Here is a 20,438-nt window from a genome sequence, read left to right as displayed (position 1 = left end):
CACCGCACCCCCGCAGACGTGCTGCGGGGGACGGAAGGGCGAGTCAGCGGCCCTTGTGCATGTCGCGCCACATGTCCCGGAGGACGAGGACGACGATCGCGCCGACGCCGCCGAGGATGGCGAGCGCGAGGGACGCGAACGCCAGGCCGACGCTGCCGACGCACACCGCGCAGGCGATGCCGATCCACTCGCCCGCGCTGCGGCGGGTGTTGTGGTGGTCGTGCTGGCAGGTCGCCGCCGGCGCCTGTGCCTGCTGCTGGGTGGCCAGCTTCGCCAGCTCCATCGCCGCCATGGCCAGCTGCACGGCGGCCGTGTCGGTCTCGGCGGCCCGGACCGCCTGCTCTGCCTTCTCCACGGCGTCGCTCATGGCCGCACCACCCCGACCACGTCACGCCGCAGCTCGGTCGCCTCACGACGCGACAGACCGAGTTCGTCCTGAAGCGTCTTGATGGTCACCGGCCGCTTCGTCGACCTGACCGCCTCCCGGTGCAGCCTGCGGGCCTCTCTCCGCAGGTCGGCTGGGGTGAGCGCGACAGCCGCTGTGACCACCTGCCGGGCCTGTGCGGCGGGTACCGGGGCGGTCGCCTTCGCGGTCAGATCACGGCGCCACGAGGGGCTCCAGAAAACGCCCTCGTCGAGGGGCGGGATGACCAGCGGGGCGGCCTCCAGCGCGGGCTGCGGCTGGTCATCCTCGACCCGCTCTACGGTCACGGCCGTGGTCACCTCGGCGGTCACGTCGACCGGCTCGGCGCGTTCGGCGAGCGCCTGGTGGATCTGCCGCATGAGCGCCCCGAACGCCAGCAGCGCGGCCGTGGGCGGCACCGCGGCGACCACGTAGTCCAGCGGCTCGGCGTTCCCCCCGACCCCGGCAACGTTCAGGGCGATCGAGGAGCCAGAGCCAACCACCGTGAGACCGATCGCCCACCGGTCGACCTCGCCCGCGAGCGCGGCCCGGAGCATGAGCAGCTCCCCGGCGACGATGAACAGGTCCAGGGTCGCGGGCCACGCCCACGCCCGGACGTCCTTACCGGCCATGCCGTGCGCGAGGGCGACCTCGGCGAGGTGCGCGTACGACAGCCAGAACGCAGCCGCGGTGAGCGCGACGATGACGAGGCCGGCGCCGACGGCCAGCGCCCGGGACGGGTTGCCGATCATTCGCCCACCCCCGGCTCAGCGGCGCGGACGGCGCGGTGCGCGGCGAGGGTGACGCCCTCCAGGTCGCGACGCTGGTGGGCGTCGAGGAGAGCGGCCATGAGGGCGGGGACGGGCGGGAGTCGCCGGGCCGACCGGTCGGCCGCGCGGATCGCGGCGTTCTCGGTGGGGCGGCGTACGAGGCTGCGGCTCACCGGGCACCCCCGACGAGGAGCGCGTGCAGCTGCTCGGCGAGGTCGCGCAGCTGGTCCGCGTAGCTGTCGAGAGCAACGGCGAGGGAGTACAGGTCGACGGGCGTAAGCGACCGGTCCGGCGGGGACACCGAGGCGCCGACCGTCGGGCCGCCGAGGCCGGGGGTGACGATCGTGGCGAAGGGCGACTGCGAGAGCCCGGCGGCGATGATCTCGGCGCCGTGGAAGGCGAGGACGACGTCCGGGCCCCTGTGGTGGATGTCGGCGCGGTAGGTGTCGGGCCGGTGGTCGGCGTGGCCGGTGCACCACTGGGGGCACGTCAGCGTCACGTCGCCGTAGTCGAGGGTGGGCAGAGTGATGGTCCGCCCGGCGGACGGCATGGGATGATCCATGGACCCGGTCTCCTGCTCGTATCAGGTAGGTCGGTCAGGCCCTCGGTCGGTGCTTCCAACACCGCCGGGGGCCGCTTCTTTGCTGTTTTGCTAGGTATGCGACTACCTGTAGGCGACCGCCGCTTCGCCGACCTACGGAATCTCGTACGGCCATGAGGACGGCGGGAGAGGAGGAGAGGACGTCGGCGGGGGTGGGGCCTGCCGGGGCTGGGGCGCCCGGTGCTCCGCCGCGATCCGCCGTGCACGCGGCCTCGGGTAGCCGGCTCGGCGACGCGCACCCCCGGCAGGAGGGGCCCACGGACCTGCGCCTCGTCCCACCGGCGCTGGCCGCGTGGGCGACGGCGGCACTGACGGTCCATGCCTCGCCGGGGTGGATCACGGGAGTGGCCGCGGTCTGTGGGGTGGTGGGGGTGGCTCTGCTGGTCCGCCGGCAAGCGCCGCGACGGAGGCGCGGGTCCGAGGGCGGCTCAGGCGGCGGGGCCTGGACGAAGGTGTCTGTCGCCGCGGTGCTGCTCTGTGCGGGCGCGGCTGCCGTCTCCGCCGGGCTGCACGGGGCGGATCTGCGGCGGGGGCCGGTCCCCGGGCTGGCCGAGCGGTACGCCCGGGTGACCGCGGAGGTGGAGCTCACCTCCGACCCGCGTCTCACCCGGCCCCAGGTCCAGGGCCACCGCGCGGCCCCGGCCGCGGTCCTCCTCCAGGCCGAGGTACGGCGTGTGCGGAGCCCGGACGGGGCGGTCGTCGACACGCGGACTCCGGTGCTGGTCATCGTCGACGTGGAGGCGGGGGCCGGCCGGGCGGCCTGGCTCTCGCTGCTGCCGTCGACGCGGGTGCGGGTGGCCGCGCAGGCCGTGCCGGCCATGGTCGGGGGAGACCGGGTGGCCGCCGTGCTGAGGGTGCGGGGCGGTGGGGCCCCGGCCGTGGTGGAGGAGGCGAGCGAGGTGCAGCGGGTCGCGGGGCGGCTGCGCGCGGGGCTGCGGGAGGCGACCGACGGGCTGGACGCGGACGCGCGGGCCCTGTTGCCCGGGTTCGTCGTCGGGGACACCTCGCGGGTGCCGGCGGAGTTGGACGAGGCGTTCAAGGCGACCGATCTCACGCATCTTTTGGCCGTCAGCGGCGCGAACTTCACGATCCTGCTGGCCCTGTTCATCGGTCCGCCGGGGCTGGCTCAGCGGGCGGAGCGGAAAGGGCTGGCGCCCCGGCTAGGGATCCCGTTGCGGGCGACCGCGCTGGCCGGTGGGGCGCTGACACTCGGGTTCGTGATCGTGTGCCGGCCCGACCCGAGTGTGGTGCGGGCCGCGGCGTGCGGTTCGATCGCGCTGCTGGCCATCGCGACGGGGCGCCGCAGGTCCCTCATCCCGGCACTGGCGACGGCGGTCCTGCTGCTGGTGCTGTACGACCCGTGGTTGGCCCGTAGTTACGGCTTCCTGCTGTCCGTCCTCGCCACCGGCGCCCTGCTCACCCTCGCTCCCCGCTGGAGTGCGGCGCTCCAGCGGCGCCGGGTGCCACCGCGTCCGGCCGAGGCGCTGGCGGCGGCGGGAGCCGCGCAGGCGGTGTGCGCGCCGGTCGTGGCCGTGCTGTCGGCCAAGGTGAGCCTGGTGGCGGTGCCGTGCAATCTGCTGGCGGAATTCGCGGTGGCCCCGGCGACGGTGCTGGGGTTCGCCACCCTGGCGACGGCACCGGTGGCGATGCCCGTGGCCGAGTGCCTTGCCTGGTGCGCGAGCTGGCCGGCCGGCTGGATCGCCGACATCGCCCGCACCGGGGCCTCGTTGCCCGGAGCGGGCGTGGACTGGCCGGGCAGCTGGGCCGGCGCGCTGTTGCTCGGCCTGGTCACCGTGGTCGTCGTCCTCGTCGGACGGCGGCTGGTGAGCCATCCGTGGCTGGTGGGGGCCTGCCTGGTGGCGTTCCTGCTGGTCGTGGTGCAGCCACCGCCGCTGACCAGGGTGATCACGGGGTGGCCGCCGCCGGGCTGGCGCTTCGTGATGTGCGACGTGGGCCAGGGGGACGCGACCGTCCTCGCGGCGGGCGACGGGGCGGGGGTGGTCGTGGACGCGGGACCCGATCCCGTGCTGGTCGACCGGTGTCTGACCTCGCTCGGCATCACCGAGATTCCGCTGGTGGTGCTCACCCACTTCCACGCCGACCATGTGGTGGGTCTGCCGGGCGTGCTGCGGGGGCGCTCGGTGGGGGCGATCGCGACGACGGGGTTCGAGGAGCCCGTGGAGCAGGCGGCGTTCGTGCGCAGGGAGGCGGCGGCCCGGCGGATCCCGCTGACACGGGCCGTGGCCGGGGAGGAGCGGCGCACGGGCAGCCTGGCCTGGCGGGTGCTGTGGCCGCCGGGCGACGCGGTCACGCCGGACGGGCCGAACGACGCCAGCGTGACCATGCTCGTCCGCTCGGCCGGGCTGACCCTGCTGCTCCTCGGCGACCTGGAACCGCCCGGTCAGCGAGAGTTGGCGAGGTCCGCGGAGGCCGCCGCGCTCGGGGCCGTGGACGTGGTGAAGGTCGCGCACCATGGTTCGGCCTACCAGGATCCGGGGCTGATACGGGCCATGGCCCCCGAGCTGGCGCTCATCTCGGTCGGCGCGGACAACCCGTACGGCCATCCGGCGCCCAGCACGGTCGCGGCGCTGCGGGCCGGGGGTGCCACGGTGCTGCGTACGGACGAGGACGGCGCGGTCGCCGTCGCGGGTACGGCGAAGGAGTTGCTCGTGGCGCGAGACTGAGGGCATGGACACCGCAGAGCTTGATGCCTACCTTCGCCGTCTCGGGGCCGAGCAGCAGGCCTGGCCCACCGTCGACGTACTGCGTGAACTGCACCTGCGCCATCTGCGGGCGGTGCCGTTCGAGAACCTGTCGATCCACCTCGGAGAGGAGATCGTGCTGGAGGAGAAGCGGCTGCTGGACAAGGTGGTCGGGGAGCGCAGGGGCGGGTTCTGCTTCGAACTGAACGGATTGTTCGGGGCGTTGCTCTCGAAGCTCGGGTTCGACGTGACGCTGCTCGCGGCACGGGTGTACGGCGAGGAGGGGCGGCTCGGGATCCCGTACGACCATCTGGCGCTGCGGGTGCGGACGGTGGACGGGGGTGACTGGCTGGCCGATGTCGGGTTCGGGGCGAACAGTCACTTTCCGCTGGAGTTCGGGGATCGGGCGGAGCAGGAGGATCCGGGAGGCATGTTCCGGGTGGCGGAGGCGGACCGGGAGAGCGGGGGCCGGGAGTTCGGGGACCTGGACGTGTTCCGGAACGGCAAGCCGCAGTACCGGTTGGAGACGCGGCCGAGGGCGCTCGGGGACTTCGTGGCCGGGGCCTGGTGGCACAGCACCTCGCCGGCCTCCCACTTCACCCAGTCCCTCGTCTGCTCCCGTCTCACGGACGACGGCGGCCGCATCACCCTCAGCGGCCGCACGTTCACCACCACCTCGGCGGCCGGCGCCCGCGAGGTGACCGAGCTGGGCTCGGACGAGGAGGTGTTGTCGGTGTACCGGGACCGATTCGGGATGGAGCTGGACAGGGTGCCGGAGGTGGGGAAGTAGCGGGGTGGGGTGGGGGCTCCCGGGAGAGGGAGGAAGGGGAGGGCGGGGGAGGGGGGGAGGGGGGAGGGCCCCAGGTGGGTGGCGGAAGATGGGGGCGTGAGTGATGTGAGGCATGTGCTGGTGTTGCCGGACCGGGACGCGGCCGAGGAGGTTGTCGAGGCGCTGCGGGAGCGGTTCGGGCTGGATGAGGAGCCGCAGGTGGTGCGGGACGCGTTGGCGGGGGAGGACGACGCCGAGGACGCGCAGTGGTTGGTGGTGCTGCGGGACGAGCGGGAGCGGTTCGATCCGGTGGCGTTGGACGAGTTCGTGGGGGAGTGGGAGGGGTGGCGGGAGGAGCCGTGACGCTCCGCTGGGGGGCGCCGGGTGACTGGTCGGTCGTTCGTCGTGTGCGGGTTTGTGGGGGTGCTCGCACAGGTCCCCGCGCAGTTCCCCGCGCCCCTGGCCGGGCGCGGTTGCCGCGGGTGGTTGTCAGTGGGGCGTGGGATGCTGTCCGGGATGGCCAAGAAGACTGTGAACGATGATCCTCTCGCCCCCGTGACGTTGGCCGTGGGGCAGGAGGAGTTGCTGCTCGACCGGGCTGTGCGGGTGGTGGTGGCCGCGGCGAAGGCCGCTGACGCCGACACGGATGTGCGGGATCTGGCCTCGGACCAGGTGCAGCCCGGCACGCTCGCCGAGTTGACGAGTCCGTCGCTCTTCGCGGAGCGCAAGGTCGTGGTCGTGCGGAACGCGCAGGATCTGTCGGCCGACACGGTCAAGGACGTGAAGGCATATCTGGGGGCTCCCGCCGAGGAGATCACCCTGGTGCTGCTGCACGCGGGCGGCGCGAAGGGCAAGGCCCTGCTGGACGCGGCGCGCAAGGCGGGGGCGCGGGAGGTGGCGTGCCCCAAGATGACGAAGCCGGGGGATCGGCTGGCGTTCGTGCGGGGGGAGTTCCGGACGCTCGGGCGGTCCGCGACGCCGGAGGCGTGCCAGGCGCTGGTCGACGCGATCGGGAGTGATCTGCGGGAGTTGGCGTCGGCCGCGTCGCAGTTGGTGGCGGACGTCGAGGGGACGATCGACGAGGCGGTGGTCGGGCGGTACTACACCGGGCGGGCCGAGGCGTCGAGCTTCGAGGTGGCCGATCGGGCCGTCGAGGGGCGGGCGGCGGAGGCGCTGGAGGCGCTGCGGTGGTCGTTGTCGACGGGGGTGGCGCCGGTGTTGATCACCAGCGCGTTGGCCCAGGGGGTGCGGGCGATCGGGAAGTTGTCGTCGGCGCGGGGTGGGCGGCCCGCGGATCTCGCGCGGGAGTTGGGGATGCCGCCGTGGAAGATCGACCGGGTGCGGCAGCAGATGCGGGGGTGGACGCCGGAGGGGGTGGCCGTGGCGTTGCGGGCGGTCGCCGAGGCCGATGCCGGGGTCAAGGGCGGCGGGGACGATCCCGAGTACGTGTTGGAGAAGGCGGTCGTGGTGATCGCGCGGGCGGCCCGGTCGCGTCGGGGTTGAGCGGGTGGGTGCGGGCATGCCGAAGGCCCCGCGTTCGTCCCGGGGAAGGGGCGGCGGCGGGGCCTTCGGTTCGAGATGGGGGATCCGCACCCGCGTGGCGAACGCAGGCCGCGTGCGGATCCGGGGTGTCGGGTGGGAGCGGAGAGAGAGGGCCCGCTCTGGTCCAGCCGACGGTCAGATCAAAGGTGAAGCTCAGCCCTGGAGGGTGGCGACCTTGGAAGCAAGCGCCGACTTCTTGTTGGCGGCCTGGTTCTTGTGGATGACGCCCTTCGAGACGGCCTTGTCGAGCTGACGCGCGGCAGCGCGCTGGTACTCGGTTGCCTTCTCGACGTCACCCGCGGCAGCGGCCTCGCGGGCCTTGCGGATCGCGGTCTTGAGCGACGACTTGACGGCCTTGTTGCGAAGGCGCGCCTTCTCGTTGGTCTTGTTCCGCTTGATCTGGGACTTGATGTTCGCCACGAATGAGCCTTTTCAGCTTGGATTGCGCTTGGTTTTCTCTGGCTGTGCCTCCTGCAGAGAGGGCATGAGACACAGCGGCCCACGTTACCAGCAGCTCTCGCGTCGGCCCAAACCGGTCGCAGCCCTCCACCCGTGGGACCATGGTGCCTACGTACAGACCCGCCAGACCCGATCCGACCCGAGACCGCAGACGGCTGCGGACGCTCAAGAATCAGGACCCTGCGTGCCCGCGATCCCTAGCCATGTGCCCGAGCCGAGCCGTACCGACCCGGCTCTGATCCGCAATTTCTGCATCATCGCGCACATCGACCACGGCAAGTCCACGCTCGCCGACCGGATGCTCCAGCTGACCGGTGTGGTCGAGCAGCGGCAGATGCGTGCTCAGTACCTCGACCGCATGGACATCGAGCGTGAGCGCGGCATCACGATCAAGTCCCAGGCGGTGCGTCTGCCCTGGGCGCCGACCACTGATCCGGGCAACACGCACATCCTCAACATGATCGACACCCCCGGGCACGTCGACTTCACGTACGAGGTGTCGCGGTCGCTGGCGGCCTGTGAGGGGACCGTCCTCCTCGTCGACGCGGCGCAGGGGATCGAGGCGCAGACCCTCGCCAACCTGTACCTGGCGATGGAGAACGAGCTCACGATCATCCCCGTACTGAACAAGATCGACCTGCCGGCCGCGCAGCCCGAGAAGTTCGCCGAGGAGCTGGCCAACCTCGTCGGGTGCGACCCGTCCGACGTGCTCAAGGTCTCCGCGAAGACCGGACTCGGTGTGGACGCGCTGCTGGACCGGGTGGTCAAGGAGGTCCCGGCGCCCGTCGGCGTCAAGGACGCCCCGGCCCGCGCGATGATCTTCGACTCGGTCTATGACTCCTACCGCGGTGTCGTGACGTACGTCCGTGTCATCGACGGCCAGCTCAACAAGCGTGAGCGCATCAAGATGATGTCCACGGGCGCGACGCATGAGCTTCTCGAGATCGGGACCAACTCTCCCGAGATGCTCGGCGCCGACGGTCTCGGCGTCGGCGAGGTGGGTTACCTCATCACCGGTGTGAAGGACGTCCGTCAGTCCAAGGTCGGTGACACCGTCACCAGCCAGCAGAAGGGGGCCACGGAGGCGCTCGGCGGGTACAAGGACCCGAAGCCCATGGTCTTCTCGGGCCTTTATCCGCTGGACGGCTCCGACTACCCCGAGCTGCGCGAGGCGCTCGACAAGCTCCAGCTCAACGACGCCGCGCTCGTGTACGAGCCGGAGACGTCCGCCGCGCTGGGCTTCGGTTTCCGCGTCGGCTTCCTCGGGCTGCTGCACCTCGACGTGATCCGGGAGCGGCTGGAGCGCGAGTTCGGGCTCGACCTGATCGCCACCGCGCCCAACGTGGTCTACCGGGTCGTGATGGAGGACGGTACCGAGCACACGGTCACCAATCCGAGCGAGTTCCCCGAGGGCAAGATCAACGAGGTGTACGAGCCCGTCGTACGCGCCACGATCCTCGCTCCGACCGAGTTCATCGGCTCGATCATGGAGCTGTGCCAGACCCGGCGCGGCACCCTGCTCGGTATGGACTACCTGTCCGAGGACCGGGTCGAGATCCGGTACACGCTGCCGCTCGCGGAGATCGTCTTCGACTTCTTCGACCAGCTGAAGTCGAAGACGCGCGGGTACGCCTCGCTCGACTACGAGCCCACGGGTGAGCAGACCTCCAGCCTGGTCAAGGTCGACATCCTGCTGCACGGCGACAAGGTGGACGCCTTTTCGGCGATCACGCACAAGGACGCGGCGTACGCGTACGGGGTGCGGCTCGTCGCCAAGCTGCGCGAGCTGATCCCGCGGCAGGCCTTCGAGGTGCCCATCCAGGCGGCCATCGGCTCGCGGGTCATCGCCCGCGAGACCATCCGCGCCATCCGCAAGGACGTCCTCGCCAAGTGCTACGGCGGTGACATCTCCCGGAAGCGGAAGCTGCTGGAGAAGCAGAAGGAAGGCAAGAAGCGGATGAAGATGGTGGGCTCTGTGGAGGTTCCGCAGGAGGCCTTCATCGCCGTTCTGTCCAGCGACGACAGTGCCGGCAGCGGCAAGGGCAAGAAGTAGCCACCGGTTGCTCCCGGAAACTTGAGTGGAGCGTGGGCTCGTCGCGTGTCGCCGCGACGGGCCCGCGTGTGTTCGTAGGGTCGTTCTCGGTGGAAAGTGACCCGTCGCCGCCCCTTACCAACAGGCGGACCGCGCTCTACCCTGATCACCACTCGATGGTTACTCGCGAGTTAAACAACAGCCGCTTTGAGCCAGCCGCACAGTCCGTGAGCCAGCTGTACTGTCGCGTGCCCCGGAGGATGTCGTGAGCGACACACAGACCCTGATCGAGAACCGTCCGCCCTCGGTGGCGGCCCTCTTCCTCGAGCGCGTGGCGGCCACGCCCGACGGCGAGGCCTACCGCTACCCGGTGCCACCGGCCTCCGGGGAGGGGCCCTCCGACTGGAAGTCGCTGAGCTGGGCGCAGTCGGCCGAACGGGTCTACGCCGTCGCGGCCGGACTGATCGAGCTGGGGGTGCAGCCCGAGCAGCGGGTGGCCCTCGCCTCGTCCACCCGTATCGAGTGGATCCTCGCCGACCTCGGCATCATGTGCGCGGGCGCCGCCACCACGACCGTCTATCCGCAGACCAACGCCGAGGAGTCCGCGTACATCCTCTCGGACTCGTCCAGTCGGGTGCTCATCGCCGAGGACGCGGCGCAGCTCGCGAAGGCCCGGGAGAAGAAGGCCGAGCTGCCCGAGCTGACGCACGTCGTGGTCATCGACACCGAGGGGGCGGACCTCTCCGAGGACTGGGTCCTCTCCCTGGCCGAGCTGGAGAAGCGCGGCGCGGCGTACCTGGAGAAGAACCCCGACCTGATCAAGGAGAAGGTCGGCGCGATCACCAAGGACCAGCTGGCCACCCTCATCTACACCTCGGGCACGACCGGCCGCCCCAAGGGTGTCCGGCTGCCGCACGACAACTGGTCGTACATGGCGAAGGCGATCGCCGCGACCGGGCTGGTCAGCGCCGAGGACGTGCAGTACCTGTGGCTGCCGCTCGCGCACGTGTTCGGCAAGGTGCTCACCAGCGGTCAGATCGAGGTCGGGCACGTCACCGCGGTCGACGGCCGGATCGACAAGATCATCGAGAATCTGCCGGTGGTGCAGCCGACGTACATGGCGGCCGTGCCCCGCATCTTCGAGAAGGTCTACAACGGCGTCGTCGCCAAGGCCCGCGCGGGCGGCCCGGCCAAGTACAAGATCTTCCAGTGGGCGGCCGGGGTCTCCCGCGAGTACGCCAAGACCAGCCAGGACAACTTCCGCCGCACCGGCACGGCCTCGGTGCCGTTCGCGCTCGGCGCGAAGCACGCGGTCGCCGACAAGCTGGTGTACGCCAAGCTCCGCGAGGCGTTCGGCGGCCGGCTGCGGGCCTGTGTCTCCGGCTCGGTCGCGCTGGCGCCCGAGATCGGGTTCTTCTTCGCCGGCGCCGGCATCCACATCCTGGAGGGCTACGGCCTGACCGAGACCTCGGCGGCTTCCTTCGTGAACCCCGGCGAGGCCTACCGCACCGGTACGGTCGGCAAGCCGCTGCCCGGCTGCGAGGTGCGCATCGCGGACGACGGCGAGATCCTGCTGCGCGGGCCCGGTGTGATGGAGGGCTACCACGGGCTGCCGGAGAAGACGGCGGAGGTGCTGGAGGCCGACGGGTGGTTCCACACCGGTGACATCGGTGAGCTGTCGCCCGACGGGTACCTGCGGATCACCGACCGGAAGAAGGACCTGTTCAAGACGTCCGGCGGCAAGTACATCGCGCCGACCGAGATCGAGGGGCAGTTCAAGTCGCTGTGCCCCTTCACCTCCAACGTCATGGTGATCGGCGCCGACCGGAACTTCTGCACGGCCCTCATCGCGCTCGACGAGCCGTCCCTCCAGGGCTGGGCCGCCGAGAACGGGCTGGGCGGGAAGTCGTACGAGGAGATCATCGCGGCGCCGGCGACGGTCGAGATGATCGACGGGTACGTCAAGCAGCTCAACGAGGGGTTGCAGCGGTGGCAGACGATCAAGAAGTTCCGGTTGTTGCCGCGGGACCTCGATGTCGAGCACGGTGAGCTGACGCCGAGCCTGAAGTTGAAGCGGCCGGTGGTGGAGAAGGAGTACCAGCACCTGATCGAGGACATGTACGCGGGAGCTCGTGAGGCGTAGCGCGTTCGCAGGGAGGGGGCGGGGGACTGCTCGGCGGCTGCGGGTTCGTCGTGGCTGGTCGCGCAGTTCCCCGCGCCCCTAAAGGGCGCGGTTGTTCTCCACCAGGGTTCGAAGTTCACCTATCTGCGTGCGTATCTCGGTCAAGTCCGGTGAAGGTGCGGCCAGGTGTTTCTCCAGGGCCGCCAGGCGGGCGTCCACCTGGTCCGTGTGTTCTCGGCGGGTCGCCCGCAGGGTCTCCAGCTCCCGGGTCTTGCGGTGCAGGTCCAGGAAGACGCTGACCTTCGCCCGTAACACCCAGGGGTCGAAGGGCTTGGTGAGGTAGTCGGCGGCGCCGGTGGCGTAGCCGCGGAAGGCGTAACCGGCGTCGGCGTCCGTGCCGGTGAGGAAGATGATCGGGACGTCCTTGGTCTGATCGAGGCGCTTGATGTGGGCGGCGGTCTCGAAGCCGTCCATGCCGGGCATCCGGATGTCGAGGAGGACGACGGCGAAGCGGTGCCGCAGGAGGGCCTTCATCGCCTCCTCGCCCGAACGGGCGCGGACGAGCGGCTCGTTGAGGGATGCCAGGACGGCCTCCAGGGCGAGCAGGTTGTCCTCCATGTCGTCGACGAGGAGGATGCCCGCGCCCGCGTCGGTCCGGTCCTGAGTGGTCATGGTGAGGGTGCCTCGTTCTCTTCGGTGCGTTTCTCGGGGGACGGCTCGGCGCTCTCCGGGCCCTGCGGGGCTTCCGGGTCGAGGACCGCGCAGACGACCGTGAGCAGCTGGTCGACGTCCACCGGTTTCGGTACGTAGTCGTTGGCTCCGCGGGCGATGGACTTCTCGCGGTCGCCGGGCATCGCCTTGGCGGTGAGGGCGACGATGGGCAGGCCCGCCCAGCGGGGGGTGCGGCGGATGGCGGAGATCGTCTCGTAGCCGTCCATCTCCGGCATCATGATGTCCATCAGGACGAGTTCGACGTCCGGGTTGCGCTCCAGGGTCTCGATGCCCTCGCGGCCGTTCTCCGCGTACAGGACGGGCATGCCGACCCGGCCCAGGACATGGGTGAGTGCGAAGACGTTGCGGATGTCGTCGTCGACGATCAGCACCCGGCGGCCGGGCAGGACCTGGCCCGCGCGGCCCACCTTCCACGCCTCCAGCTTGGTGGGCGCCGGCCAGGAGTCGTCGCTGTCGTGCGTGTCGCCGTCGTACGCGGCCGGGTACGGCTCGGTGGTCAGTTGTTCGGGGACGAGGGTGCCGCGCTCCTCGACCACCGGGCCCGTCACGCCGTGTCCCGGGCTGAAGACCGGGACGTACAGGGTGAAGGTCGAGCCCTTGCCGGGGACGCTCTCCGCGATGATGCGGCCGCCGAGCAGGCCGGCGATCTCGCGGCTGATGGACAGGCCGAGGCCGGTGCCGCCGTACTTGCGGTTGGTGGTGCCGTCGGCCTGCTGGAACGCCTCGAAGATCACCGGGAGTTTCTCGGCGGCGATCCCGATGCCGGTGTCCGAGACGGCGAAGGCGATCACCTCGTCGTGGTCCTCGCGGGTGTACCGGTGGTCGGGGTCCTTGACGCGGCTGACGGTCAGCTCGACCCGGCCGGACGCGGTGAACTTGATCGCGTTGGAGAGGAGGTTGCGCAGGATCTGCTGGAGGCGCTGCTCGTCCGAGTACATCTCGCGGGGGACGTCCTCGCCGACCGTCACCTCGAAGGACAGGCCCCGGTCGAGGGTGAGGGGGCGGAACGTGGCGTGGACGTAGTCGAGGAGCTTGATCAGCGGGAGGCGCTTCGGGCGTACGTCCATCCGGCCCGCCTCGATCTTCGAGAGGTCGAGGATGTCGTTGATCAGCTGGAGGAGGTCCGAGCCCGAGCGGTGGATCGTGGTCGCGAACTGCACCTCCTGGTCGGTGAGATGGCCGTCCGGGTTGTCGGAGAGCAGTCGCGCCAGGATGAGGAGGGAGTTCAGCGGGGTGCGCAGCTCGTGGGACATGTTCGCAAGGAACTCCGACTTGTACTGCGAGGAGGTGGCCAACAGTGCCGCCTTCTCCTCCAGTTCGGCGTTGGAGCGCTGCAACTCCGCCTGCTGCATCTGCAGTTCGTCCGAGCGCTCCTGGAGCTGCATGGCGAGGCGCTGGGACTCGCCGAGGAGGGACTCCGTACGGGAGTTGGCGATGATGGTGTTGATGGCGACGCCGATGGTGTTCACGAACTGGTCGAAGAACGCCAGGTGGACATCGGAGAAGCGGGAGAAGGAGGCAAGCTCGATCACGCCGAGGAGCTTGTCCTCGAAGAGGATCGGGATGATCACGACACTGGACGGGGAAGCCTCCCCGAGACCGCTGTTGATCTTGATGTAGCCCGGTGGGGCCTCCTCCACCAGGATCCGCTTCTTCTCCCGGGCCGCCTGCGCCACCAGACCGTGCACGGGCAGGCCGCCGGTCTCCACGGTCGCGCCCTGCGCCGCGCCGTAGCCAGCGATGAACGCGAGGCCCTTGGTCGGCGCCACCGGGAGCGGGGCCGCGCCGTCCTCGTCGGGATCGGCCAGATAGAAGGCGCCGTACTGGGCGTTCACCAGCGGGGTCAGCTCGCGCAGGATCAGGTCGGCGACCTCCATCAGGTCGCGGTGGCCCTGCATCAGGGCGGCGAGCCGGGCGAGGTTGGACTCCAGCCAGTCCTTCGCCCGGGTGGTCTCGCGGAGGTTGGCCACCATCAGGTTGATGTTGTCCTTCAGCTCGGCGACCTCGCCGCGCGCCTCCACCGTGATCGACCGGGACATGTCGCCCTGGGCCACGGCCGAGGCGACTTCGGCGATGGCGCGGACCTGGGTGGTCAGGTTCAGGGCGAGCTCGTTGACGTTCGTCGTCAGACGCTTCCAGGTGCCGTAGACGCCCTCCACCCGTGCCTGGCCGCCGAGTTGGCCCTCGGAGCCGACCTCGCGGGCGACCCGGGTGACCTCGGAGGAGAAGGAGGAGAGGGTGTCGACCATGGTGTTGATGGCGGTCTTCAGCTCCAGGATCTCGCCGCGCGCGTCCACGTCGATCTTCTTGGAGAGGTCGCCGTTCGCCACGGCCGTGGTCACCTGGGCGATGTTCCTGACCTGCGACGTCAGGTTGTCCGCCATGTAGTTGACGTTGTCCGTGAGGTCCCGCCACACGCCAGAGACGCCCAGCACCTGGGCGCGGCCGCCGAGCGCGCCGTCGGTGCCGACCTCGCGGGCCACCCGCGTCACCTCGTCGGCGAAGGCGCGCAGTTGCTCCACCATCGTGTTGACGGTGTCCTTCAGTTCCAGGATCTCGCCGCGCGCGTCGACGGTGATCTTCTTGGAGAGGTCGCCGTTGGCGACGGCGGTGGTGACCTGGGCGATGTTGCGGACCTGCGAGGTCAGGTTCAGGGCCATGAAGTTGACGTTGTCGGTGAGGTCCTTCCAGACGCCGCTGACGCCCCGGACCTGCGCCTGGCCGCCGAGGTTGCCCTCGGTGCCGACCTCGCGGGCGACGCGGGTGACTTCGTCGGCGAAGGCGGAGAGCTGGTCGACCATCGTGTTGATCGTCGACTTGAGTTCGAGGATCTCGCCCTTCGCCTCGACCGTGATCTTCTTGCCGAGGTCGCCCTGGGCGACGGCCGTGGAGACGAGGGCGATGTTCCTGACCTGTGAAGTCAGGTTGTCCGCCATGAAGTTGACGTTGTCGGTGAGGTCCTTCCAGACGCCGGAGACGCCCCGGACCTGGGCGCGGCCGCCGAGGTTGCCTTCCGTGCCGACCTCGCGGGCGACGCGGGTGACCTCGTCGGCGAAGGCGGAGAGCTGGTCGACCATCGTGTTGATCGTCGACTTCAGCTCCAGGATCTCGCCCTGCGCGTCGACGGTGATCTTCTGGCTGAGGTCGCCGTTCGCCACGGCCGTGGTCACCTGGGCGATGTTGCGGACCTGCGAAGTGAGGTTCGAGGCCATGAAGTTGACGTTGTCGGTGAGGTCCTTCCAGACGCCGGAGACGCCCCGGACCTGCGCGCGGCCGCCGAGCTGACCCTCGGTGCCGACCTCGCGGGCGACGCGGGTGACCTCGTCGGCGAAGGCGGACAGCTGATCGACCATCGTGTTCACGGTGAGCTTCAGTTCGAGCAACTCGCCGGTCGCCTCGACGGTCACCGTACGGGTGAGGTCGCCGCGGGCCACCGCCGTGGTCACCAGGGCGATGTCCCGCACCTGCGCGGTCAGCCGGGCGGCCATGGTGTTGACCGCCTCCGTCACGTCCCGCCAACTCCCGGACAGGCCCCGGACCTTGGCCCGGCCACCGAGCCGTCCCTCGGTGCCGACCTCGCGGGCGACCCGGGTGACCTCGCCGGTGAACAGGGACAGCTGGTCGACCATCTTGTTCACGGCGCGGCCCAACCGCCGCAGATCACCCCGCAGTTGACGGTTGCCGTCGTGCAGGTCCACCCGCTGGGTGAGGTCGCCGCCGGCCACCGCGTCCAGGACCCGGGTGGCGTTGGCGGCGGGGGCGACCAGGGCGTCCAGCGTCTGGTTCACGTCGTCGACGCGGGTCGCCCAGGCGCCCTGGCCCGGGCTGGCCGACAGGCGCTCGTCGAGACGGCCGTGCCGGACCAACTCCCGCCGCACCCGCTGCACTTCGGAGCCGAAGTGGGTGCTGCGGTCGATGATCTGGTTGAAGAGGGCGCACAGCTCCGCCACCGGGGCGGGGCCCGCCTCCGGGACCTTCGTGAAGCTGCCGTCGCGGGCGGCGGTCATGGCCGCGGTCAGCGCGCGGAGATCGGATGCCCGGATCAGAACGTCCGTTTGGCTGTCTTTTTGACCGTCTCGGAGCACCCGCGTAGCACTGTTCTCACTCATGGTGGCCCACTTCGGTAACTCGGCGCTTATGGGCGTGGTCAGTCTGTCACTCTGTCCGTGCCGCCTGAGGCCTATTCGTCCGAACTTTCTCAGGGAGCCGCTCAGTGGGGGCCATTCCGACGCAACGGGAGACCGTGTCGTGCGCGCCCGACGCGCCCGCGCGCGTCGGGGCGGACGCGCTGGCTGCCGGATCCGCGTACGCGGGCGCGGACCGGCGCGCGGTGGTGCATGTGTCGCTGCCCGGCGGGCCGCTCGCGCCGGGGGCTGCCCGGCGCTTCGTCGGTACCGCGCTCGCGGAGTGGGCCGAGCTCGATCTGCCGGGCGCCACGGCCCTCTCCGCGCGCCTCGTCGAGGACGCCCTCGTGGTGGTCAGTGAGCTGGTCACCAACGCCGTCGTCCACGCGGGCACGGACGTCGAACTGCTGTGCCGTCTGGGGCGCGACGACCCGGCCTCCGCCGGATGGCTGCTCGTCGAGGTCTCTGACCACCACCCCTCCAGGGCGGTACGGGACGAGGGCGCCGAACGCCCCTACCTCGTCGAACGGCCTTACGGGGCCGCCGAGTACGGGCGCGGCCTGCGCCTTGTCGCCGCGCTCGCCGAAGCCTGGGGGATCACCTACCGGACCGGCGTGAAGACCGTCTGGGCGCGGCTGTCGGTCGACGGGGCGATGGCGGTGGAGGACGCGTTCGGGGCGTACGGCGGTGAGGCGGCGGGGCCGGAGGCCGGGCGGGCTGAGAGGGCCGAGGGTGCCGAGGGAACCGGCGGGGGCGAGGCGGCCGAGCGGGCTGTCGAGGGGACCGCGGGGGGTGCGGACTGGCGCGCGTTGGCGTACGCCGGTGAGGAGGAACTGCGGGGCGTCGACAGTGCGCTGGCGTACGCCGGGGCGGAAGAGGGGCAGGGACCCGGCGGTGCGCGGGCGTGCGCCGGTCGCGTCGGATACGGCGTCGAAGGCGGCCGTGAGCAGGGCCCGGACCCGGTCGATCTGGTCGCTCCCCTGCCCCGGGACGGTGTGGAGCGCGACCGGGAGTGGTTGAACCGGGGCGCGCTGTCCTTCCTGGCCGAGGCGTCCGATCTGCTCGCCGGGCAGCTCGACGAGGACCTGGTCGCCGCGCTCGCCGGGCAGCTGCTGGTGCCGAGGCTGGCCGACTGGTGCGCGGTGTGGCTGGAGGACGAGGGGCTCGGCTGGCGCGGCGGCGACGGCGCGTTCGGCCCCGCACCACGACTCGCCCGCGTCTGGCACGGCAGCGAGAACCGCATCGAGGAACTGCGCCGCGCCCTGGAGAAGAACCCACCCCGACTGCCCGACTCCGTACGGTCGAGGGCGGTGCCCGTACCGTGGCCGGCCCCGGCCGACGAGAACGGGCCGAGCGGAACGGACGGCTGCGGGCCGACGGGAACGGACGGCTGCGTGCCGACGGGAACGGACGGCCGCGGACTGACGGAGGGCGGCGGGGGCGCGTCTGCTGAGCAGGGCGGAGGCGCGTCTGCCGGGTCGGGCGTCGGCGGCGCGGTGGAGGCGGGGGTCGGCGGGCAGGGGCTGACGGGTGCCGACGGGCGGGGGCTGACGGGTGCCGACGGGCGGGGGGAGACGGATGGCGTCCGGCCGGAGGGGGCGATCGACGCCCGACCGACGGAGACGGAGGAGGACTCGCCGACGGGCCACCGCCGAAGCGGGCCGGGGGATGCGGGCAGCGGCCCACCGCCGGGGAGCTGTGGCGGCGGGCCCGCGGGGACGGGCGACGGCGGGGCGGTGCAGGAGGAGGGCGACCGTTCAGCGGGGACGCTCGGCGGTGGATCTGCGGGGCCGCGTGACGGCGGGGCGGTGTGGGGGCGTGACGGTCTGTCGGCCGGGGAGCGCGGCGGCGGGGCCGCGCTGGCCTATCGGTTGATTGCCGGGGGGCGGCCGCTCGGGACGCTCGTCATCGGGCGGGCCGGGCTGTTGCGGTTCCCGGACGAGGTGACCGGGCTGGTGGAGGACCTGAGTCGGCGTATCGCGCTGTCGATCGGGGCGGCCCGCCAGTACGCACGCCAGGCGACCATCAGCCGCGTGCTCCAGCGCGGCCTGCTGCCGGGCGCGGTCGCCGAGATCCCCGGGGTGTCGAGCGCCCTGGTGTACGAGCCGTGCGACAAGGGCGGACCCAGCGGCGACTTCTACGACCTGTTCCCCGCCGGCCGGGGCCGCTGGTGCTTCGCGATCGGCGACGTCCAGGGCAAGGGCCCCGAGGCCGCCGTGGTCATCGGGCTCGCCCGCCCCTGGCTGCGGCTGCTCGCCCGCGAGGGCTACGGCGTCGCGGACGTGCTCGACCGCCTGAACCAGCTCCTCCTCGACGACGCGACCGAGGCCGCGGACGCCGCCGCCCGCGCCCTCGTCACGGCCGGCGACCCCGCCCTCGTCGACCCCGACGGCCCCCAGACCCGCTTCCTCTCCCTCCTCTACGGCGAACTCGTCCCCGTCCCCGGCGGCGTCCGCTGCACCCTCGCCTCCGCCGGCCACCCCCTGCCCCTGCTCCTGGGCCCCGACGGCGACGTCCGGACCGTCGCCGAGCCGCAGACGCTGCTCGGGGTGATCGAGGACACCGAGTACATCTCCGAGACGTTCGAGCTGCGCTGCGGCGACACCCTGCTCTGCGTGACCGACGGAGTCACCGAGCGGCGCAGCGGCCCGCACATGTTCGACGACGGGGACGGCCTCGCCACCGCGCTCTCCGGCTGCGCCGGCCTCGACGCCCAGCTGATCGCCGAACGCATCCGCCGACTCGTCCACGAGTTCGGGGAACGGCCACCCGACGACGATCTCGCGCTGCTGGTGCTGCGGGCGGAGTAGCAGCGGCCGGAGCAGGGCGTCACCAGGGTCGGAGCAGGGTCGGAGCAGGGGCACGACGGCGGCGGATCGAGGGCGGCGGATCAAGAGCGGGCCGAGGACCGGCGGGGGTGCTGGACAATGGAGGACATGCCTTCCGCACTCCCCGACGGCGAGCCCGTCCCCGACGACGGGGCGTTGCCCGCGCACGCCCTGGCCGACGCGGCCGAGCGTCCCCTCGGGTTCTATCTCCACGTCCCGTACTGCGCGACCCGCTGCGGCTACTGCGACTTCAACACCTACACCGCCACCGAGCTGCGCGGCACCGGCGGCGTCCTCGCCTCCCGCGACAACTACGCCGACACGGTCGTCGACGAGATCCGCCTCGCCCGCAAGGTCATGGGCGACGATCCGCGTCCCGTCCGTACGGTCTTCGTCGGCGGCGGCACGCCGACCCTGCTGGCCGCCGACGACCTCGTACGGATGCTGGGGGCGATCCGGGAGGAGTTCGGTCTCGCGGACGACGCGGAGGTGACGACCGAGGCGAACCCGGAGTCGGTCGACCCCGCGTATCTGGAGACCCTGCGAGCGGGCGGATTCAACCGGCTCTCGTTCGGTATGCAGAGCGCGCGGCAGCACGTGCTGAAGATCCTCGACCGTACGCACACGCCGGGGCGCCCCGAGGCGTGCGTGGCGGAGGCGCGCGCCGCCGGCTTCGACCACGTCAACCTCGACCTGATCTACGGCACGCCGGGCGAGTCGGACGACGACTGGCGGGCCTCCCTGGACGCCGCGCTCGGCGCCGGGCCGGACCACGTCTCCGCGTACGCGCTGATCGTCGAGGAGGGCACGCAGCTGGCGCGGCGGATCCGCCGGGGCGAGGTGCCGATGACCGACGACGACGTGCACGCCGACCGGTATCTCATCGCCGAGGAGACGCTCTCGGCGGCGGGGTTCGACTGGTACGAGGTCTCCAACTGGGCCACGTCCGACGCCGGGCGCTGCCTCCACAACGAGCTGTACTGGCGCGGCGCCGACTGGTGGGGCGCGGGACCGGGCGCCCACAGCCATGTCGGCGGCGTGCGCTGGTGGAACGTCAAGCACCCCGGCGCGTACGCGGGCGCGCTGGCGGCGGGCCGGTCCCCGGGCGCCGGGCGCGAGCTGCTGGCGGACGAGGACCGCCGCGTCGAGCGCATCCTGCTGGAGCTGCGGCTGCGGGAGGGGTGCCCGTTGTCGTTGCTGCGGGAGGAGGGCGCGGCGGCGGCCGCCCGTGCCTTGTCCGACGGCCTCCTGGAACCGGCCCCGTACGCGGAGGGCCGCGCGGTGCTCACCCTGCGGGGGCGGTTGCTGGCGGACGCGGTGGTGCGGGACCTGGTGGACTGATCACTCGCGTGGG

15 protein-coding genes are annotated in these 20,438 nt (G+C 71.6%); 8 read left to right on the top strand and 7 right to left on the bottom strand.

Annotation, left to right across the window (positions count from 1 at the left end):
- Window positions 1-43 precede the first annotated feature (43 nt).
- The 4 genes from L3078_RS15430 to L3078_RS15415 are packed head-to-tail and all read right to left on the bottom strand — an operon-like array spanning window position 44 to window position 1,735.
- Complete coding sequence (locus tag L3078_RS15430) at window positions 44-367, bottom strand: hypothetical protein (protein WP_239754215.1); 324 nt, start codon at window positions 365-367, stop codon at window positions 44-46.
- Entirely contained in the window at window positions 364-1,155 is a 792-nt protein-coding gene (locus tag L3078_RS15425) for a DUF2637 domain-containing protein (RefSeq protein ID WP_239754214.1), read from the bottom strand. The genes L3078_RS15430 and L3078_RS15425 overlap by 4 nt, the downstream gene beginning before the upstream one ends.
- Complete coding sequence (locus tag L3078_RS15420; RefSeq protein WP_239754213.1) at window positions 1,152-1,346, bottom strand: hypothetical protein; 195 nt, start codon at window positions 1,344-1,346, stop codon at window positions 1,152-1,154. Before L3078_RS15420 ends, L3078_RS15425 begins: the two co-directional genes overlap by 4 nt.
- Window positions 1,343-1,735 carry a DUF6907 domain-containing protein gene (locus L3078_RS15415; protein ID WP_239754212.1) on the bottom strand — a complete coding sequence of 131 codons (393 nt, stop codon included), beginning with the start codon at window positions 1,733-1,735 and terminating at the stop codon, window positions 1,343-1,345. The genes L3078_RS15420 and L3078_RS15415 overlap by 4 nt, the downstream gene beginning before the upstream one ends.
- A 239-nt stretch (window positions 1,736-1,974) precedes the next feature.
- Here L3078_RS15415 and L3078_RS15410 point away from each other — a divergent pair, with 239 nt between their 5' ends.
- The 4 genes from L3078_RS15410 (at window position 1,975) to holA (ending at window position 6,748) form a co-directional block, all read left to right on the top strand.
- Window positions 1,975-4,458, top strand: coding sequence for a ComEC/Rec2 family competence protein (locus tag L3078_RS15410; RefSeq protein WP_239760332.1), 2,484 nt, complete (start codon window positions 1,975-1,977; stop codon window positions 4,456-4,458).
- 4 nt (window positions 4,459-4,462) lie between these two features.
- A complete protein-coding gene (locus L3078_RS15405; protein WP_239754211.1) occupies window positions 4,463-5,266 on the top strand; it encodes an arylamine N-acetyltransferase family protein in 804 nt (267 codons plus the stop codon).
- A 96-nt stretch (window positions 5,267-5,362) separates the two neighbouring features.
- Window positions 5,363-5,608 carry a hypothetical protein gene (locus L3078_RS15400; RefSeq protein ID WP_239754210.1) on the top strand — a complete coding sequence of 82 codons (246 nt, stop codon included), beginning with the start codon at window positions 5,363-5,365 and terminating at the stop codon, window positions 5,606-5,608.
- 153 nt (window positions 5,609-5,761) lie between these two features.
- A complete protein-coding gene (gene holA, locus L3078_RS15395; RefSeq protein ID WP_239754209.1) occupies window positions 5,762-6,748 on the top strand; it encodes a DNA polymerase III subunit delta in 987 nt (328 codons plus the stop codon).
- A 192-nt stretch (window positions 6,749-6,940) separates the two neighbouring features.
- Here the strand turns inward: holA and rpsT are convergent, their stop codons facing one another.
- Window positions 6,941-7,207, bottom strand: a complete 267-nt coding sequence (gene rpsT, locus L3078_RS15390; RefSeq protein WP_215455396.1) for a 30S ribosomal protein S20 — start codon at window positions 7,205-7,207, stop codon at window positions 6,941-6,943.
- A gap of 223 nt (window positions 7,208-7,430) precedes the next feature.
- Between rpsT and lepA the strand changes: the two genes are divergently transcribed.
- The gene (gene lepA / locus L3078_RS15385) at window positions 7,431-9,299 is read left to right on the top strand and encodes a translation elongation factor 4 (RefSeq protein ID WP_239754208.1); all 1,869 of its coding nucleotides are present in this window, start codon (window positions 7,431-7,433) and stop codon (window positions 9,297-9,299) included.
- Between the two features lie 244 nt (window positions 9,300-9,543).
- The gene (locus L3078_RS15380; protein WP_239754207.1) at window positions 9,544-11,421 is read left to right on the top strand and encodes an AMP-dependent synthetase/ligase; all 1,878 of its coding nucleotides are present in this window, start codon (window positions 9,544-9,546) and stop codon (window positions 11,419-11,421) included.
- Window positions 11,422-11,499: 78 nt separating this feature from the next.
- Here L3078_RS15380 and L3078_RS15375 read toward each other — a convergent pair whose 3' ends face one another.
- Both L3078_RS15375 and L3078_RS15370 read right to left on the bottom strand, forming a co-directional pair.
- Window positions 11,500-12,072: a response regulator gene (locus tag L3078_RS15375; RefSeq protein WP_239754205.1), complete on the bottom strand. Its 573-nt coding sequence runs from the start codon at window positions 12,070-12,072 to the stop codon at window positions 11,500-11,502.
- On the bottom strand, window positions 12,069-16,139 hold the full coding sequence (locus L3078_RS15370; protein WP_239754204.1) for a HAMP domain-containing protein: 4,071 nt from the start codon (window positions 16,137-16,139) through the stop codon (window positions 12,069-12,071). Before L3078_RS15370 ends, L3078_RS15375 begins: the two co-directional genes overlap by 4 nt.
- Window positions 16,140-16,345: 206 nt before the next feature.
- On the opposite strand from L3078_RS15370, the gene L3078_RS15365 reads away from it, so the two are divergent.
- The gene (locus tag L3078_RS15365; RefSeq protein WP_239754203.1) at window positions 16,346-19,066 is read left to right on the top strand and encodes an ATP-binding SpoIIE family protein phosphatase; all 2,721 of its coding nucleotides are present in this window, start codon (window positions 16,346-16,348) and stop codon (window positions 19,064-19,066) included.
- A gap of 126 nt (window positions 19,067-19,192) precedes the next feature.
- Entirely contained in the window at window positions 19,193-20,425 is a 1,233-nt protein-coding gene (gene hemW / locus L3078_RS15360; protein ID WP_239754202.1) for a radical SAM family heme chaperone HemW, read from the top strand.
- The last annotated feature ends 13 nt before the right edge of the window (window positions 20,426-20,438 follow it).

This window comes from Streptomyces deccanensis, assembly GCF_022385335.1.
Classification (GTDB): Bacteria; Actinomycetota; Actinomycetes; order Streptomycetales; family Streptomycetaceae; genus Streptomyces; species Streptomyces deccanensis.
Note: the sequence above shows the minus strand (reverse complement) of the source record. Positions and strands in the feature narration are given on the sequence as shown.